Below are 16,404 nucleotides of genomic sequence, written 5' to 3' on the forward strand. Positions count from 1 at the left end.
ATCAAATATGCTAACTCTTAGGGATGAAATGGTCGATCACTTTTTACAATGTGAACGTGCAGCAGGAGATCCGCTCCTGGCCTGTTGGTATTCACGCTGATTTTCTTCGCTTGGTCCAACTGCTGGAGGAGTTCGGCATGGACCTGCGCATGCCCCATTCCCGTGCCATGGGAAAAGGATTGTTTGAATTGCGCTGCAAAGGGTCAGAGGGCATTGGTCGAGCGTTTTACTGCACGGTCAAAGGGCAGAACATTGTGATTCTTCACTCGTTTATCAAGAAAACCCAAGAGACCCCTGCGAAAGAGCTGCGTACTGCGCAGAAACGTCTCAAGGAGGTAAAAAATGGCTGATGGCTACAACCCTCTTCCCCTCAATATTAAGGACGAGTTAACCCACGCCCGACTGAAGCCGGGCTTTAGTGAGGCCTATGATGCTTTGGAAGATGAGTTCCAGGCTTTACGAACCTTCCTGTCGGCCCGCAAGGAAGCAGGACTTACCCAGGAAGAGATTGCCAAACGAATGGGCACCACCAAAAGTGCCGTATCCCGTCTGGAATCTTCCCTGGGCGATCATAAACACTCTCCATCTATTGCCACTCTGCGTAAATATGCCAAAGCGGTTGGCTGTAAATTGGAGATCAAGCTGGTTCCTCAGTAATTACGGCTTCTCGTTAAGGCTGTTTTCGAAGGAGAGTGCATCCAGGAACATCTCCCAGGTGTAATCCATTACACCGGGGTGTCCGAGCTTGATGAGGGTAAAGATGGCCCGCTTGAACTGTCCGACCCTTCGTTGGATGTCCTCAGCACCTGATTGAGCCGTTTCCCGGCCTCCTCCAAACGCTGGCAGGCGGCGAAAAAATGGGGGTTCTCCTCCTTGATGGCCGTGATGATGGTCTCCAACACCTCCGGTTCCATCGCATGGATCTGCTCTGAGGTCAGATCGCTGAAGGTGAGGATATCTTGGATGGTGACCTCTTCAAATAGCACGTTCCCCACCCAGTCTGGCTCTGCGGTCTGTGCGTTAACTGCTTTGTTGAAGAACTCATAAATCTCACCCACGGTGAACTTGCGCACGTGGTAGGTGAGCTCTCCCGCTCTTTTGACAATCAGACGTCCCATGTTCCTTACCCCTCAATCTGCATCAGTTTGAAGAACTGGGAGACGCCCGCGCCAGTTTTGCCGTCGTCTTTCAATACGTCGAAGGTAAATTCGATGCTGCCAAAGTCGTCGGTGACCAGTCCCAGGGAGGATGGGGTGTTCTTCACTCGATAGACATCCAGCACCACCGGTTTGCCATCAAAGGCCTGGTTAAAACCATCGAACGCCATGATGTACTCCTTACCGGCATTGAGGATCGCCTCAACGCTGGCCGAGGAGGCGTGGGTATAGGTCATAAGGACCGTGTCCCCATCCACCACATTGGTGGCCCCCTCCAGAATGCGTACGCCACCCCCTTTGACCTCATAGTCAGTACCTTCCACCAGGGGGGTGCCGCCATTGGTGAGGGAAACGGCTGAGAGATCCACCCCTTCCTGGGCACGCAGATACCCACCCCGATAGGCTACATGGGATTCATCGGTGACGGTGCCTCCCGCAATGGATCCCGACTCACCAAAGGTAGCCATGGCCAGGGATTCGGTATCAAAGCCGTGGGCGGTGATTACAAGCTGCACATCGGTGATGAGGGAGACGGTGTCGGCGGTGCCTCCACCGGGAGTGGAGTAGTTTTTCAGGGTTTTTTTCTCCTCCGAAAAAGACAGCTCCACTTTGGAAGCCTCGCCCAGAAAGCGCATGCCTGCGCCGCCACCAAAGGGGCCGATGAAGCATTCCCCACCGCCGATGAGGGTATGTGTTTTTTTGCCCACAGTCTTTACTCCGTTGTTTTGAATAGAAACGATGTCTCAAACGCCAATGGGAAGTAGAAGATTCCATTGGGTGAGTAGTCCGGTGAATAAGCGGATGGCGTCCGTTGAAACGGTTTGAAGAGGGCTCTATCCGGAGTCCAACCCACCACCGCATTGATCACCCGGCTGATCAGTGCCCCGGCATCACTCTCGGCATCCCGCACCACCACCAGACAGAGCCAGGTCTGTTCAACCTTCTGCTGATTACCCTGAATGGGCCCCGGCTTGTCCTCTTCCAGAAAGATGATCACCGTAGGGGGTAATTCTGCCTCTTCATGAATCACCGGCATACCCCAGGATGAGAGCACACGGATCTCCTCAAGCTGATCCTTCAACCGCTGAACGATCAGCCCTTCAACCTGCAAATAATTTTGCACCTCAGATCCTTATCAACGGCGGTAACACAGAGATCAGCGGTGGCTTACATGGACCTATGCTGGGGATTGCCGCACCAACGCCATCGGCGCAGTCACTGGGGCCAAACCGATGGGGAAAGGCAGGGGTAATCTGGGTCAATACCTGACAGTGACTGGCCGGAGGAATGGGTACGTTGAGAAGACCAACCAGGGGGATACCTGATGGATAGGCGATGTTGGAGGTTGCCCTTGGCTCCAGATAGCCTCCCATATAGGAGATGGCCTGGTCCAGAAGCGTTGCATGGCTGCCGTATCGCTCCAGAACACCACCCACAGATGGGAGAGGCCAATAGGCACCCTCCAGGGCAAAACCGGGATCATTCAGATCAGCCATGATCAGCCCTTACGAATGATCATGGATTCGGTGGGTCCGTTGGTCTGCACCACCGAGTACTGCTTGCCATCCATGGAGAGCACATCGTGGGTTGCCGCCATATTGTCGGGGATCACCCAGATATCGCACAGCGAGGAGATCTCACCGTACATCAGTGGCATATGGCTGGCGTTGTGGCCCATCAAAGGCCAGGCTGGGATGGTGGAACCACCGGCACCATCCGGTACCTTCTGGTCACTGCCCGAAGGCATGGCCAATGTTGAGAAACAGACCGTTCCAGCGGTTAGGGACGCTGATGTGCCTGTGACAGGGGTCTCGTCTTTCTGCATGTGTCGGGGTGAATAACCCAAAGTGCCATACATGGCATATCCGAGGTTGCACCACAGAAACGGCGGCCACCCGGCGGCCGGGGTATCCCAGGGCAAGTATCGGGTTCGTTCCACAATACCGGATGGACCAGGTTTGATGGTACTGGCCCACCCTGCTGCCGTCTGGCTGGCAAACATGACAAACCGCGCTGAGGCCCAGATATAAAGCGACCCCCCATTGCTCGTATCGATGCGTTGGTTGTAGCTGGTGCTGTCACTGGTGCTCGCCATATTGGTCCCAGCGTGACCCGTTGCATCCCATACTTCATACACCTTGGGAAACAGATAGCCGGTGGTGTTCAGATCCACACACAGATATTTGAAGGCGCTGGCATCATCCGCCAGCGGGGCCTTCAGACACTGCATGTTGGTTCCGGCGCTGGCATCATGCAGGGTCCATCCGGCGGCCACCTGAGAGATAATCTGGGTAGAGGCCTGATTGCAGGATGCCGACAACGTCGCCTTATCGGTGGTGCCGGTCAGCAGCGAGACAATATCCGACAGCATGTTGCTGATGCTGGCTCCAGCGTTGTAATCATAACGTGCGTACACGACGGTTGCTCCTATCGATAGTCATAGGATCCACGCAGATCCCAGCGCTTGTTAAACTTGGTGGAGCCTTCGGCAAACAGGATGGAGACCGGATTGCCCCCCTCATAGGCGATGCGCCGGACAAACCATGCTTCATCGGTATCCAGGGCCCCTGGATTGGCCTGCCCGATGTATTCAGGGTTGCCATCCAGGTTATAGGCGATACGGCGGATAAGCAGGCTCTCCGCCTCATGCACCAATTCGGGAAACACCTTCTTAAACAGGGACACCATTACCTCCGAAGAATCAGCGCCAACCAACCATCCCCACGGGGTTGCACATCCATGACGCGGTAGTTGATCCCACCGACCGCCACCCCATCACCCACCGCAGGACGTGTGGCAAAGTCGGCTTCTCGCCCCTCAATGACCGGTCGATAGCTCTGCACCGGCACCCCAACGGCATCGATGGTAGTGATCTCACGGCTGCAATCAAAAATGGCGGAGAGCTCGGAAAGCTCCCCGCCAGCGGGGGTGTGGGTGATGGCTTGGCCAAAGACCTCGATACAGGCTGCATTGAGACCAATCAGCCCGTCATCCCAGGCAGCCATGATCAGCTGGCGGTCAGTTTGACCAGTACGCCAGGGCGGTGGCACATGGGCAGCGGGTTGGACTGGGTGTGCAGGTCGGTGCCCCGTTCAAACTTACGGGGCTCCTGCTTGGCATAGAGCGGCTGCCCCAGGGTGTTGACGCTCTCATTGAAATCGCCAGGGGCAAAGTAGGTGCAGAAGGTTTGGGCGGTTCCTACGGGGAAGGCATGCCCCTCCCCTGCAGCGATAAAGCGCCGCACGGCACCACCGGGATCCGTCGCTTGGCCCCGATACTCTTCGAATATAACGCCTCCAAACTCAAACCCATGGCGCATGTCACTACGCAACATCAGCCCCTGCTGCCAAAGCTGATAGGCGCTTTCGACGCGGGCATGGCCGGTCAGGGCATCCATAAACTCTGGAGAAACCAGCACATGGATCCCGGTCATGAATTCCCCCCGGAGGTTATCCTCCAGATAGCGTTTCAGCTCCAGGCATTTGGCCTTCACATCGGTGGTAGCGTCATCCAATTCAAAGTTGATGGTTTTAGGGCTGATTTGGAACTCATCAAAGAGGTTGTAGATTACCGAGCCATCGGCATCGAGTATCTCTCCCTTCAAAGCCCCCATACGCAGGTGCTCAAGAGTGATGGCATGTTTATCCCGCATGGATTGCAGATGCATGGCCAGCACATCGGAGACCGCCTCAAGCTCCCCTTCACTGCCGAAGGCACGCACCCCGGCAATCTCTTCAGGGAGCACCACATCATCATGGGGGATATGGGGAATAACAAAGGAGCGGATACGCCGTTTTCCGCGCTTACCGGTACTTCCAGGGGATCCTACCGCTGCGGTAGGCAGCAGGGAGAGCACTCCATTGCGCTCTTCAATGGCAATCTGACGCAGGCGCACAGGACGGGCGGGCATGATGCCCATGCCATCCAGTTTGCCATAGCGATTGGGTAGGATGTTGATGGCTGCCGTCAGGGCGACGGTACCGAACGCATCATTATTGAATGGATTTGCGGCAAGAGCCATGATCATACTCCCTGACGGATAAGGATGCCCCGGGCCTCAAGGGCTGCGATAGCTTCCAGTTTCTGGGTTTCGTTGATGGTGTCGGGCCAGACCACAGCGTGGTCAGCCAGGATGGCGTGACGAAGGATCGCCACCTCTGGGGTATCCTGGCCTACAGGGGCCACTACCCGCTGAGCGATGATGCCGATGGGATCAGCAGAGCCATCCACCGCTGTGGGGTCCATGGCCACCACGTTGCCATCCCCGGTGGTCAGCACGGTGAAGTGATCTCCCAACACAAAGTCAGTGTTTCCATCATCTATGGTGAATTTCAGGTGAGAGGTGTCATAGGCCATCCCCACCGTCACATCGGGAAGGCGGTGACCATTGGGATCCACTACCTGGAAGGTGCCGCTGTCAGGGCTGGCGATGATGCAGGTGAGGCTGTAGACACCGGGTACGGCCTGGGATCCCAGGGTAACGGTCCCGATGGTACCATCCCCGGAGTTACCCGCATCGGCCGCAGCGGCTACCTCGGATTTGGTACGGCGACCAATCACGGTACCTACAGGCAGTACCCGTTCGGTCCCCACCCCACCCAGCACGGTGACGGTCTCTCGGGAATAAAGGTTGGGGGCTTCAAACTTGAGCACATCCCCAAGATTGTTGGCTTGTTGAATCGCAGGCATGGTTGATTACCTCCTTATTGACCGGCGAGTTTGCGGCAGGAGGCCACCACCGGGTTGGTTTCAAGACTCTGTCTGGGCTGCATACGGGTGCCATCACCAGGCATCACCTCGGAATGGATCTCCTCAGCATCCGCCCGCTTGGCCAATAGCTCTTTGCGTACCGCCTCAGCAGCAGTACCTTCGGCGATATAGCCGCCTGCCAAGTGAGGCATGCCAGCCAGGGCACAGAGATCGACAATAGCCTGAGCCTCACTGCGCATCTGTTTGCCATGCTCGGCACGGACCTGATCCAGGTCGACGACGTTGGATGGGGGTTTAGGTGGGGTGGTGGTAGCCATGGGCAGATCCAACACAGGGGTATCATCGGTGGGCATAGTGGCCTCCAATTTGTGCATGAATGTTCGTTTGGGAGATTCAATAAGGGTGGTGAGCCCCGCTAGGGCATCGCGGATGGTGCCGACATGGTCAGCCAAGCCAGCTTTAACGGCATTGTCGCCAAAGAAGAGCCCTGCCTCAGTGGCCCTAACCGCTGTCTCACTGATGTTGCGGCCAGATGCCACCATGCCGGTGAACATGCCGTAGAGGCGGTCGACCTCCTGTTGCAGGTTGAAGCGAGCTGCATCCGACAGCGGGGCATGGCTGGAGAAGTCATTCTTGTGGGCTCCAGCAAACACGGTGGTGTAGCTGCGCCCCTCTTTGGCATCCTTCTCCGACTCATCCACATGAGCAGCTATGACGCCGATGGAGCCCACCCCCGCAGTTTGGGGCACAATAATGCGATGAGCCTGGGAGGCGATGAGATAGGCTGCGGAAAAAGCATCATCGGCCAGCGCCCAGATGGGCTTGCCCTGCCCCGCCTCCTGGATCATGGCCGCCAGATCGAACACGCCCCCAACCTCACCACCAGGGGAGTCGATATCCATTAGGATTGCTCGCACGGCTGGATCGGTGGCGGCATCCAGCAGTTTTTCTTCAATGGATGCGTAGGACATGAGCCCCGAAGCAGCCTCGACGGCCCCCACCCGTTTCACCAGGGTGCCGTGGATGGGCACGATGGCGATTCCATTAGGCGTGACCATCAAATCAGAGCTATGGTCTTTGGGCTCAAAGCCGCTGGGCATGGCCGTTGGCTCCAAGCCGACGCGGGGACCAATGACCGAGAGGATGGTCTCCAAACGGGCGCGGTCGACCATAAGCGGCGTCCCGAGAATCCGGGATGCCAGATGGGGCAACATGTTTTGTGTCATGGTAATTCCTTCAGACATGCCATATCGAGATTGCTGCGCATCTGAAATACGCGCATAATCTCAATGATCTATCAATTGAGGAGATGTGCTGATGCTTCAGGATTTAAAAGCTATTGAATATCGTTGGGGGCTTCTGAAACCAGGGATGAAACCTTCTGATTTACCACTAAAAACATGGAAGTCTTCAAACATCCCGTCTGAGTTTATTAAGCAGATGCACGAGGTAAATCTTCTTAATCTCGGTGGTTCTTATGGCAAAAAACACCTGGGAGATCCTCTTGAATACGATCACCTCAGAATTATTCTCACCGACGATGTTGTAGAGATTGAGGTATACAATCGTGGAATTTGTATCATGATGAACCTTGATGAAAACGTCCTAAGCATTCACAAAGCAGTGAGCCATCTTCAAAACGCTTAATTTATGCATTCAGATCCACAAGCTCTGTATCACTCTGCTTGCTGTCCCGCGAAACTCCCGACCGGGAAGTACGCCGTGAGTCAGAGTCAAACACAAGCCCCAGTTCATCGGCACGCTTGTTATCGGCTACGATCTCCCGGTCGATCTCTTCGATGTCATAGCCGTAGGTAGAGACTGCTTCAGCCCGACTGAGCAGACCAGCCCGGATCGCCCAGATGATGGAGTTCATCTCTTTTTGTGGATCCACCCAGGTCCACCCTTGAGGTATCCACTTCACCGCCAGATATTCACGGCGGCGTTTGCTGTACTCGGGAAGCTGCAAAGCACCCGACAAAACAGCCTGATCCATCCACCGTTCCCATACAGGGCGGCAAAGCTGATGGATCAAGACCATGCGCTGGATCTGTTCCATGCGGCGGCGAAACTCCACCATGCCAGCACGGATGGAGGAGTAGTTCACCCCAGTGAGGTCGCCGGTGAGTTGCTCATAAGTCAGCCCAAGCCCTACAGCCACAGCGCGGAGTTGGGTGCGCATGAACTCCCCGTATTGACCGCCCACGTCTGCCGGATCGGAAAACTTTACATCCTCACCGGGTAGCAGGACCTGCATGGTGCCGGGAGCCCAGGTGACGGGGACGGCCCCCTGTTCATCCGGGTCCTGTCCATCCTCACCGCCAACGCCCAACTCGGGGTCAGGTTTGGTGATGAAGCCGGCGATGAGCGCGGCGGTCTTTTTCCGCACCAGCTCCGCATCGTCGTACTGATCCAACTCATGGAGGCGGACCAACGCCTGAGCCATCCAGGGTTCTCCTCTTAGCTGACCGGGGCGCAGAGGTTTGAAAATGTGACACACTTCTGAGCCTGGCACCCGGACTACATCCCCCGCTTTGAACAGCATGGGCTGTTCACCGGGGTGTTCCCGAAACAGATGGTAGGCGACCCGGCGACCGATCTTGTCAAACTCAATCCCAGCCCTTACCCGATGCCCGTTGGGTAGATCCCGGCTGTCACTGGCAGGGAGATGTTCGGGCTCCAATACCTGGAGTTGAAGGGGGACTAACAAGCCATCACGGGCATCCCGATTGCGCAGCCGTACCAGCACCTCGCCCCCCTCGATCATAGCGCGGGCAATCAAAGCCTGAAGGCCATAGAAGCCCAGCATGCCGTGGGCATCGGCCTCTTTTGTCCAGGCCAGCCATAAAGACTGAATCTGGGCTTTGATCTGGGGGTCTTTTACCGTGGATTGGGGCTTGATACCGGTACCCACAAGGTTCCCAACCAGAGAGTCTACAGCGTTGGATGCCCAGGCATTACGGCGCACCAAGTCTCGTGAGCGTGCACGCATAAGGGTGGCATCGCGAAACAGCAGGGCATTGATCCCGGCCTCTTCCGGCTGCCAGTTACCCAGACGCCGACCAGATGCTGCACCCTCATATCCTGCCCGGCGTTTGGGAGGACCACCAAACAGACGCTTAAACAGCTTCATTAGAGATCCTTATTGCTGCGCACGCGCAGGTGTCGGGCGACACGACGGCTACCACCATTACGGGCAATCTCTCGGTCCAGCAGATCCAACGCTTCACGGGCTTGGCTGAGGTCATATTGAACGGTTTTGTCCCCATGGCTGACACGGGTCTGGAGAGATTCTAGCCGTTCCAAAAGCTTGTCCCGGCGGATCTGTAGTTCTGAGAGTGTCGCCATGGTTTACATCCATCCAGATTGAATAACCCGCCGTTTGGGTTTGATCTTCTTTTGCTGCACTTTGCCGGGCTCAGGCATCGCATTTTTAAGAGGGTGTTCAGCGATCTTCTCAACCGCCATGTTGAGCCGAAACCCCATGGCAATCAGCCCCTGTAGTGCCGCCATGGCATAGACACGGCAATCCAGGGCCTCGTTGCGATCGGAATCCCGCTTCTTCCACTCCCTAATGGGGCGGCCCTTGTGATAACGGGTCACCACCGATTCGGCAGTAAGCTGTTTGAAGTAGTCCCCATCCCGTTGCATGGGAAAGTGCAGATAGCCGGGACCTGGCTCTTCAATGCGTAGACGGGAGAGGATCGCCTCTTTGCAGGCATCTACACCCACGATGAAAAGGGGTACTTTGCCCTTATTCTTGGTGGAGGGCTTGCGGGGCCAGATGGGTACTCCCTGACCACCACGCCCCTTGATGGCCCAGATCCTTCGGCCCTGCCTGGATCGGCAGAAGGCATAGGACTTCAGGGTATGGTGACCACCGGTATCAATGGCAGCGGCCCGGATGGTCATATCTGGCAACTGCCGACTGTGACCAAGGGGGTGACGGAGCAGGTTGTCCAGATCTTCCCATACAGCTGGGGATGAGGGATCACCCCACAATACCCGATAGTCAATGGACCAGGACTCTTCATCCCGGCCCCAGCCTACGATTTCAACTTCAAGACGATCATCCTGAACATCAACGCCAGCTGTGAGTACAGCCACATCAGCAGGGAGCAGTTCGCCCCAGACCTCTCGGCGCTCCATGAGCCCTTCGCCATCGATACGGTCACCTTGCTCCTCCCAACACTGCCCCATTTTAGTGTTGACCCAGGTCTTTAATCGAGATGGATCCTTGTGCACCAGACCATGCTCCACCGCAATGTCCCCCCATGAGGTCCAACCATGAGGGCTGTAGAGGGAGGAGAGGTGAAAGCCTGCTGTTTTACCATCCCCTGCTGCCGCCGCTCGCCAGACGCCGTTTTCCAGCATCCAGCCCTTTTGATGATCAGCCAGTTCTGCTTCACAGTGGGGGCAGAGGTAAAACGCCGCTTTTCGCTCACCATGAGGCCATTTCACCTGGGCCCATGTCAGAACCTGGAATTCGCCACACTCTGGGCAGGGTACCCAGAACTGGCGCTGGTCACTCTCAGCATAAGCTGCTTCAATCCGACTGAAGCCCTTGATGGTGGGTGTGCTGGTGAGCAGTACCTTGCGGTTAGAGAAGTTCGCTGTGCGCTGAATCGCCAGCGCCACAGGATCCCCCTCGCCATCAGCGTCACCTGGAAAACGGTCCACCTCATCCATGAAGAGATACCGAATCGGCGCGGAGGAGAGCCCCACCGCGCTGTTGGCTCCGGTCATCAACAGGATCCCACCGGGGAACTCCTTGGAAAGCACTGTGTTACCGGAATCCCTGGATCGAGCCGGTTTCACCCGCTCCCGGATCTCAGAACTTGATTCGATGAGCGGTCCCACCCGCTGTTTAGAGTAGCGTTTGGCCATCTCCACCGTGGGCTGAACCATCAACATGGGCCCTGGTGCGTGGTGAATCACATACCCCACCCAGTTCAACCCGCACTCGGTTTTGCCCAGCTGACTACCAAACATCGCCACCACCCGCTCGATAGGTGAGCTGGGTGAAAGAGAGTCCATCACCTCCTGCAGATAGGGGGTGCGATCGGTACGCCATGGCCCCGGTTCACCCGAGGCCACCGAAGAGAGCATGCGGTGTTCATCAGCCCATTCAGAGACCGTCAGATGCGGATCGGGCATCAACCCCTGAAGGAATGCATCCTCGTAGATCCTTGCCGCTGAGATAGCCATCTTAGTTTATTGAAATTGCATCGTTTTATGCTGGATAGAGGCTTTGGATCTATGGCTATATAGATCCTACGAAAGCGAACATCTAGGAGCTTGAAAATGAACGAGAAACTGAATCATGAGCAACGCCTTGAAGCCTTTGCCAAAGAGCTGGCAGAACTCACCCGCAAGTACGGAGTAGCCGTCAGCGTCACCGGCGGAGTGATCATCGACCAACCAGAGGCTTTCGAGGAGATCGAATACTTCACAGCAAACGAGGGGGACCTACTTCCCCACATTGGCGACAACTGGCTTTGAGACCAACCTCACAACGGAGAACGAACATGACCATCCAACTGAGCCCGACCCAACGGACCATCCTTGAAACGGCAGCCAACCGGGACAATCTCCAGATCATGCCTCTACCTACCAACAATCCAAACTGGGGATTCTGGGGGACATCCAGACATAACGGCTATGACCAAGAGATGACTTGGCTGGCCGCCAGCCACTTCTTTGCAAACAGCTACAATCTCGATGCACAGGATACCAGAGACCTTCTGGACAGCGTTTTCGGACGCCACCTTGCCGATGACCTAAGCTTCATTGAGGGCGGGCCAACTACCCCTGAAGCCATTACCGACCATCTGGCCAAGAGAATGGCAAACAGAAGCTATAAAAGCTGGATTGACGACGCCGTGCATGCGATCCAGCACCCCACTCGATGAAGAGAAGTGGTCTTCAGCGACAAACCAGGCCAAAACAAACAGGAGAAGAGAGATGATTAACCTCACTCATACTCAACAGACCATTCTTAAAGCCGCTGCCCAGCGCCCAGACGGGTCGATCAATCCTTTACCAGAACGGATCAAAGGGGGCGCATCGGTAAAGGTGATCAACGCCTTGGAAGCCAAAGGCTTGATCGAGAACGTAAGCATCAACCCACCCTACCCCAACTGGGTTCTTACCAGCGCTGCATACCAGGCTATTGGCCAGGAGCCTCCTGCTCTACCTCCCGTCGAGAACCAGATCATCGACGCCATGACTGAGGAAACAGATACCCCGGAAGATCTCAAGCCTGGAATCTTCAGCAAGATCGCCCAGGATCACCTTTTTATTGACACGCTCGAGACCAGAAACTCTGACAGCCTCGACTTCCATAACGTCAGCGTCTGGGGCGTCCAGAGCGCTTTGGAAGCCGCCTTCCAGGCTGGGGTTGAAGCAGCACAACGCAAAACGCCCCGATCTAGAGGAACCAGGGTGAATTCCAAACAGGCCACCATGATCGAGATGATGAAGCACCCCCAAGGAGCTACCTTGGATCAAATCACTGAAGAGACTGGATGGGGTTCCAACACAATTAGGGGCGCGATCTCCGGCACTCTGAAGAAAAAGCTGGGGCTCAACGTCACCCGCGCAAAGGTCGATGGAATCACCACCTACCGCATCACGGAATAACGACGATTAACCGACTGATTTTGCTCTGTTTAAGTTGATGATAGCTGCGATTAGAGCGATAGTGTAATCCAAGAGAAAACAACAGCTTGGAGAAGCACCATGACTAAGATTGACACCATCCACGCCAAAGTGAACGCCACCATGCGAGAGGTTGAAGACAACTCAGAGATTCCTGAGAAGCTGGCCGCCCTGACCAAGCAGATCTTGGAGATCCACCGCCGCAACGGAGACCTTGGCTGGCTCAGCGACATGCTTCAAGAGATTGAAGTAGAAGACGCTCAAGCCTAAATCACGATCACCACCAACCAGAGCCAACCCGGATCAGCCGGGCGGTTCTGCTTCCAGATCAATACCCCGTTCCAAGGCTACATCCTCAAAACTTTTCCCGCCGGAACCATCCAAATAGACAATCTTCCCCGTGGCTTGAATGAACCGCTTTACCGCCACATCCACATAGACCGGTGAGATCTCCATGGCATGCACCCTCCGCCCAGTCATCTCCCCGGCCATGATCTGAGAGCCGGAGCCGCTGAAGGGCTCATAGCAGAGGCCACCTCGTTCCACATGCTGACGCATGGGAATGGCGAAACAGTCCAGTGGTTTGGGCGTGGGATGGTCAGGTCGCTCCTCACCGGAGAGCCCACGAATGTCCCAGACGGTGGAAAGGAACTCGGCGCCGTTGATCTTGGGCGGCATGTTGCCCTTGATCCAGCCCATCAAGCAGGGCTCGTGCTTCCACAGGTACTTGGAGCGGGTGAGGACACCTTTCTCCTTGTTCCAGATGATCTGCTGGTGCTGAAAGGCACCCATCTTTTCCCATACCGCTTCCAGCATTGCCTGCCGTTTAGATGCATGCCAGCAGTACCAAGCCGCGTTGGGCTCAATGGCGTGGTCGATGGCGGCGCGGATAAACCCCTCATAGAGCTCAGGCCCTTGGGAGGAGTCATCCCAAGTCACGCCGTAGCTATCCGACCAGTCCTTATTGAGGGATTCCCGCTTACGGCTCTCTTTGGAACCGGGATGATTGGTACCATCGTAATCCACCAGATAGGGAGGATCCGTGGCGAAGAGGATGGCCCGCTCACCGTTCATCAACCGAATCACATCCTCGGGATTGAGGCTGCTACCGCATAGGAGGCGATGCTCCCCAAGGATCCACAGATCCCCGGTTTTGGAAACCGGGTTGGCTGGAGGCTCAGGAACTACCTCATCGGCCCCCGCAGCAGTCCCACTGCCATCACCATCCATATCATCTGCAAAGCCGTCCAGCAGGTCCCGCATCTCTTCATCGGTGAATCCCACCAGGGAGAGATTGAATTCATCCTCCTGAAGCCGAGCAAGCTCTGCCGCCAGGATCGACTCATCCCAGCCACCATCCAGCGCCAGCCTATTGTCCGCCAGGATATAGGCACGGCGCTGAGCATCAGAGAGATGATCCAACACCACAACTGGCACCTGTGCTAGGCCAATGCGCTGGGCGGCAGAGAGACGGCAGTGACCGGCAATGATGCCATCCTTACCGTCCACCAGGATGGGGTTGGTAAAGCCAAACTCCACCATGCTGGCCGCCACCTTGGCGACCTGCTCATCACTGTGGGTACGGGCGTTGCCCGCATAGGGCAACAGCCGATCCGTTGGCCACAGTTCAATCCGTTCGGCCATGGCAGGGATCTCATTCATGCTTCAATTCCTCAAGGGCTTTTCTCAGTTCCTGATCCAACCTCTCCTCAATCGCTCCGGCATCATTTTCGGATGCCAGCACTGAGGAGAGCCGGTGGGGGATGGTAAAGAGCCGATCCCGTACCCGGCGGGCCAGATTGAATGCGGATACCTTCACCTCGTCACTGCTGACCAGTTGTTCCGAGCGCTCCTCAAAATCCAGTTTGACCAAGCGGGCGCTGTAGGCCTCCCGAATGGCCCGGCTGGTCTGGTAGTCCGGTGCGCCCTGTTTCAGGGGTGGTGACGGTGGTGTTTGGGATGCGAACCTCTGGGGCGGGTTCGCAGGGGGTGCGTACCCAGGGTTCGCAGTCTGGTTTGCACTGGGGTTCGCCCCCCCATTTGCAGAAATTTCGCGCTGCTGAGCGGGATTGGTATTTCGTTCCCAGGCCGCGTCTGCTTTGGCCGGATCTACCGTGCCATCCGGCTCCTTGCTAATGCGCCCGGCCTTGATCGCCTTACGTACAGCGGCATCGGAGACGCCGCGCAGCTTGGCATACTGCCGAATGGAAACGCCCATTGCGCTCTCATCTATTCCTCAGTGCTGTGGTGGATGGGTGCGAACCTAAGTGCGAACCGCGAACCCGTTTTTATTACTGTCGCTAGGCAACTCAAGCGCTCACGCGGAACCCATTGATTTTACAGCGTTCCAGGTCCCGTGCGATTTTTCCAGGGGCCAACAATTGCTTCTGCCAATAGGTCATCAAGGCATTATCTCGATAGGGTTGTGAAAGCGTCTCGACCCAATCCATAAAGGGTGTGGATCCTTTTGATCTATTGCACTGGTCACATGCCACAACCAAGTTACTCACACCATGGATACCACCACTTGCAATGGGATCCATATGGTCAAGCGTGCTATTTGAAGCTATTAAATCCTCACCGCAGTATGGACACTCATCAAACTCTTTCAGCAATGCCATGGCAGACCCTTTCTCCATGGTACCGTCATGTTGATCCATCACACGGCTTTGACCACCGCTCCACTGCGATACTCTCTCTGGGTTGTCATGCTTGTAAGCCTGACTACGTACACGTTCATTGGTTTTGAACTCAGGATCTCTTTGATAGCGAATCCGATATCGATCTGCGACAGATAAACGATGATCCGACCAGGGAGTACCTTTCGACGCATAGAAGGCGTTCAACCACCAATCTGGAGCTGTCTGATATACCCAGCGGTTCCAAGCTTCAGTTGCATCCCGTTTGGCATGTCTGGCTTCTTGCCGCTCTAATGCTTCTGCCTGGACCTCGTCAATAGTACGATATTGTCGGCCTTTGTTCTCATTGATCCGGCGCCGTTCTGCCTGCCGTTGCACCTTTGTGCGCTTTCTACTCTTAAGCCTGCACCTTTCGAGTTCACACTCAGCACAATGCCCACTGATATAAAGGTTCTGCTTGTCTTTGTAGAAACGCGACGGGAAGTCAGCAATGGGCTTATCTTTGCCACACTTTTTACAGACCTTGCGTGCTGGTTTCTCTTCGTTCATGAGCTTCCCCCAATACAAAAATGCCCCGTAAATTTCTCTACGAGGCCTGGATCAGGTTGAACTTGAATGAATCTGGATATTGGAGACTGTTTCTTGTACCCTAGTGTCAAACTTTGACATAGGAGGTGTTCATGGCCACCAACGTTAGTTTGACCCCCGAACTGGAATCCTTCGCCCGCTCTTGTGTCGAGAGCGGGCGTTTCAATAGCGTCAGCGAGGTAGTACGCCAAGCCCTACGTCGCCTTAAAGAGGATGAGGAACGCCGCACCAAGTTTGATGCCATGCTTGATGCCGTTAAAGAAGAGGCCCAACGTGAAGGGACCTATACGGCAGATCAGGTTCTGGAAGAAATGGATGAAATTATTGATCGTGTTTCAAAATGAAGCCTGCCGTTTTTACTCCTCAAGGACGGCGAGATCTTCAAGGGGCCGCCAAAGATCTTGGAAATGAAAACCCCATGGCTGCTCGAGCGCTACGAGAGGCTATTAAAAAGGCAACCCGGCTACTTGGTGAATATCCATTCGCGGGTCAAGAGCGTACCGATATCACTTCCCGCGATGTGAGGTTTTTAGTCGTCCATGGGTTTGAATATGTGATCGTTTATGACCCCTACCCTTCACCAGCAGAAATTCAACGTGTGCTGCATACCAAACGGGATCTGAATGCCATTTTGGATGAGGATCACTAAG

General features: G+C 55.5%; 25 protein-coding genes. 9 read left to right on the plus strand and 16 right to left on the minus strand.

What is annotated here, in order from left to right; all coding sequences use genetic code 11:
- Positions 1-23 precede the first annotated feature (23 nt).
- Positions 24-350, plus strand: a complete 327-nt coding sequence (locus MMC1_RS13975; RefSeq protein WP_011714315.1) for a type II toxin-antitoxin system RelE/ParE family toxin — start codon at positions 24-26, stop codon at positions 348-350.
- A complete protein-coding gene (locus tag MMC1_RS13980; RefSeq protein ID WP_011713001.1) occupies positions 343-657 on the plus strand; it encodes a helix-turn-helix domain-containing protein in 315 nt (104 codons plus the stop codon). Before MMC1_RS13975 ends, MMC1_RS13980 begins: the two co-directional genes overlap by 8 nt.
- Before the next feature lie 68 nt (positions 658-725).
- Here the strand turns inward: MMC1_RS13980 and MMC1_RS13985 are convergent, their stop codons facing one another.
- Genes MMC1_RS13985 through MMC1_RS14035 form a run of 10 tightly spaced genes read right to left on the minus strand, consistent with a single transcriptional unit; the run spans position 726 to position 7,093 of the window.
- Complete coding sequence (locus MMC1_RS13985) at positions 726-1,118, minus strand: hypothetical protein (protein ID WP_011714316.1); 393 nt, start codon at positions 1,116-1,118, stop codon at positions 726-728.
- A 5-nt stretch (positions 1,119-1,123) separates the two neighbouring features.
- A complete protein-coding gene (locus tag MMC1_RS20340; RefSeq protein ID WP_011714317.1) occupies positions 1,124-1,864 on the minus strand; it encodes a phage tail tube protein in 741 nt (246 codons plus the stop codon).
- A gap of 5 nt (positions 1,865-1,869) precedes the next feature.
- Positions 1,870-2,280 (minus strand): phage tail terminator protein, encoded by a 411-nt coding sequence (locus MMC1_RS13995; RefSeq protein ID WP_011714318.1) that lies wholly within the window; start codon positions 2,278-2,280, stop codon positions 1,870-1,872.
- A gap of 1 nt (position 2,281) precedes the next feature.
- The gene (locus tag MMC1_RS14000; RefSeq protein WP_011714319.1) at positions 2,282-2,653 is read right to left on the minus strand and encodes a hypothetical protein; all 372 of its coding nucleotides are present in this window, start codon (positions 2,651-2,653) and stop codon (positions 2,282-2,284) included.
- A gap of 2 nt (positions 2,654-2,655) precedes the next feature.
- Positions 2,656-3,573: a hypothetical protein gene (locus tag MMC1_RS14005; RefSeq protein ID WP_011714320.1), complete on the minus strand. Its 918-nt coding sequence runs from the start codon at positions 3,571-3,573 to the stop codon at positions 2,656-2,658.
- An 11-nt stretch (positions 3,574-3,584) separates the two neighbouring features.
- Entirely contained in the window at positions 3,585-3,845 is a 261-nt protein-coding gene (locus MMC1_RS14010) for a hypothetical protein (RefSeq protein ID WP_041641259.1), read from the minus strand.
- The gene (locus MMC1_RS14015; protein WP_011714322.1) at positions 3,845-4,162 is read right to left on the minus strand and encodes a head-tail joining protein; all 318 of its coding nucleotides are present in this window, start codon (positions 4,160-4,162) and stop codon (positions 3,845-3,847) included. Before MMC1_RS14015 ends, MMC1_RS14010 begins: the two co-directional genes overlap by 1 nt.
- Positions 4,163-4,164: 2 nt before the next feature.
- A complete protein-coding gene (locus MMC1_RS14020; RefSeq protein ID WP_011714323.1) occupies positions 4,165-5,178 on the minus strand; it encodes a major capsid protein in 1,014 nt (337 codons plus the stop codon).
- A 2-nt stretch (positions 5,179-5,180) separates the two neighbouring features.
- Positions 5,181-5,846 carry a head decoration protein gene (locus MMC1_RS20345; RefSeq protein WP_011714324.1) on the minus strand — a complete coding sequence of 222 codons (666 nt, stop codon included), beginning with the start codon at positions 5,844-5,846 and terminating at the stop codon, positions 5,181-5,183.
- Between the two features lie 14 nt (positions 5,847-5,860).
- Positions 5,861-7,093 carry a S49 family peptidase gene (locus MMC1_RS14035; RefSeq protein ID WP_011714325.1) on the minus strand — a complete coding sequence of 411 codons (1,233 nt, stop codon included), beginning with the start codon at positions 7,091-7,093 and terminating at the stop codon, positions 5,861-5,863.
- 91 nt (positions 7,094-7,184) lie between these two features.
- On the opposite strand from MMC1_RS14035, the gene MMC1_RS14040 reads away from it, so the two are divergent.
- Entirely contained in the window at positions 7,185-7,514 is a 330-nt protein-coding gene (locus MMC1_RS14040; RefSeq protein ID WP_041640931.1) for a hypothetical protein, read from the plus strand.
- Between the two features lies 1 nt (position 7,515).
- Here the strand turns inward: MMC1_RS14040 and MMC1_RS14045 are convergent, their stop codons facing one another.
- From MMC1_RS14045 to MMC1_RS14055, 3 genes are read right to left on the minus strand one after another with little or no spacing between them, the layout of a single operon-like run.
- Entirely contained in the window at positions 7,516-9,000 is a 1,485-nt protein-coding gene (locus MMC1_RS14045; RefSeq protein WP_011712990.1) for a phage portal protein, read from the minus strand.
- The gene (locus tag MMC1_RS14050; RefSeq protein WP_011714326.1) at positions 9,000-9,215 is read right to left on the minus strand and encodes a phage head-tail joining protein; all 216 of its coding nucleotides are present in this window, start codon (positions 9,213-9,215) and stop codon (positions 9,000-9,002) included. The genes MMC1_RS14045 and MMC1_RS14050 overlap by 1 nt, the downstream gene beginning before the upstream one ends.
- 3 nt (positions 9,216-9,218) lie before the next feature.
- Positions 9,219-11,075 carry a phage terminase large subunit family protein gene (locus tag MMC1_RS14055; protein WP_011714327.1) on the minus strand — a complete coding sequence of 619 codons (1,857 nt, stop codon included), beginning with the start codon at positions 11,073-11,075 and terminating at the stop codon, positions 9,219-9,221.
- Between the two features lie 96 nt (positions 11,076-11,171).
- On the opposite strand from MMC1_RS14055, the gene MMC1_RS14060 reads away from it, so the two are divergent.
- The 4 genes from MMC1_RS14060 (at position 11,172) to MMC1_RS14075 (ending at position 12,797) form a co-directional block, all read left to right on the plus strand.
- Positions 11,172-11,369: a hypothetical protein gene (locus MMC1_RS14060; RefSeq protein ID WP_011714328.1), complete on the plus strand. Its 198-nt coding sequence runs from the start codon at positions 11,172-11,174 to the stop codon at positions 11,367-11,369.
- A 26-nt stretch (positions 11,370-11,395) separates the two neighbouring features.
- Positions 11,396-11,779 (plus strand): hypothetical protein, encoded by a 384-nt coding sequence (locus MMC1_RS14065; protein ID WP_011714329.1) that lies wholly within the window; start codon positions 11,396-11,398, stop codon positions 11,777-11,779.
- Positions 11,780-11,831: 52 nt separating this feature from the next.
- Positions 11,832-12,509, plus strand: a complete 678-nt coding sequence (locus tag MMC1_RS20350; protein ID WP_011714330.1) for a DUF3489 domain-containing protein — start codon at positions 11,832-11,834, stop codon at positions 12,507-12,509.
- 99 nt (positions 12,510-12,608) lie between these two features.
- Complete coding sequence (locus tag MMC1_RS14075; protein WP_011714331.1) at positions 12,609-12,797, plus strand: hypothetical protein; 189 nt, start codon at positions 12,609-12,611, stop codon at positions 12,795-12,797.
- A 33-nt stretch (positions 12,798-12,830) separates the two neighbouring features.
- Here MMC1_RS14075 and MMC1_RS14080 read toward each other — a convergent pair whose 3' ends face one another.
- From MMC1_RS14080 to MMC1_RS20355, 3 genes are all read right to left on the minus strand, one after another.
- The gene (locus tag MMC1_RS14080) at positions 12,831-14,189 is read right to left on the minus strand and encodes a site-specific DNA-methyltransferase (RefSeq protein ID WP_011714332.1); all 1,359 of its coding nucleotides are present in this window, start codon (positions 14,187-14,189) and stop codon (positions 12,831-12,833) included.
- Positions 14,182-14,745: a hypothetical protein gene (locus tag MMC1_RS14085; protein WP_011714333.1), complete on the minus strand. Its 564-nt coding sequence runs from the start codon at positions 14,743-14,745 to the stop codon at positions 14,182-14,184. The genes MMC1_RS14080 and MMC1_RS14085 overlap by 8 nt, the downstream gene beginning before the upstream one ends.
- Positions 14,746-14,836: 91 nt before the next feature.
- The gene (locus tag MMC1_RS20355; protein WP_011714334.1) at positions 14,837-15,715 is read right to left on the minus strand and encodes an HNH endonuclease; all 879 of its coding nucleotides are present in this window, start codon (positions 15,713-15,715) and stop codon (positions 14,837-14,839) included.
- 131 nt (positions 15,716-15,846) lie between these two features.
- Between MMC1_RS20355 and MMC1_RS14095 the strand changes: the two genes are divergently transcribed.
- Positions 15,847-16,098 (plus strand): type II toxin-antitoxin system ParD family antitoxin, encoded by a 252-nt coding sequence (locus tag MMC1_RS14095; RefSeq protein WP_011712981.1) that lies wholly within the window; start codon positions 15,847-15,849, stop codon positions 16,096-16,098.
- On the plus strand, positions 16,095-16,403 hold the full coding sequence (locus MMC1_RS14100; RefSeq protein ID WP_011713690.1) for a type II toxin-antitoxin system RelE/ParE family toxin: 309 nt from the start codon (positions 16,095-16,097) through the stop codon (positions 16,401-16,403). The genes MMC1_RS14095 and MMC1_RS14100 overlap by 4 nt, the downstream gene beginning before the upstream one ends.
- Position 16,404: the final 1 nt, after the last annotated feature.

The organism is Magnetococcus marinus MC-1, assembly GCF_000014865.1.
GTDB lineage: Bacteria > Pseudomonadota > Magnetococcia > Magnetococcales > Magnetococcaceae > Magnetococcus > Magnetococcus marinus.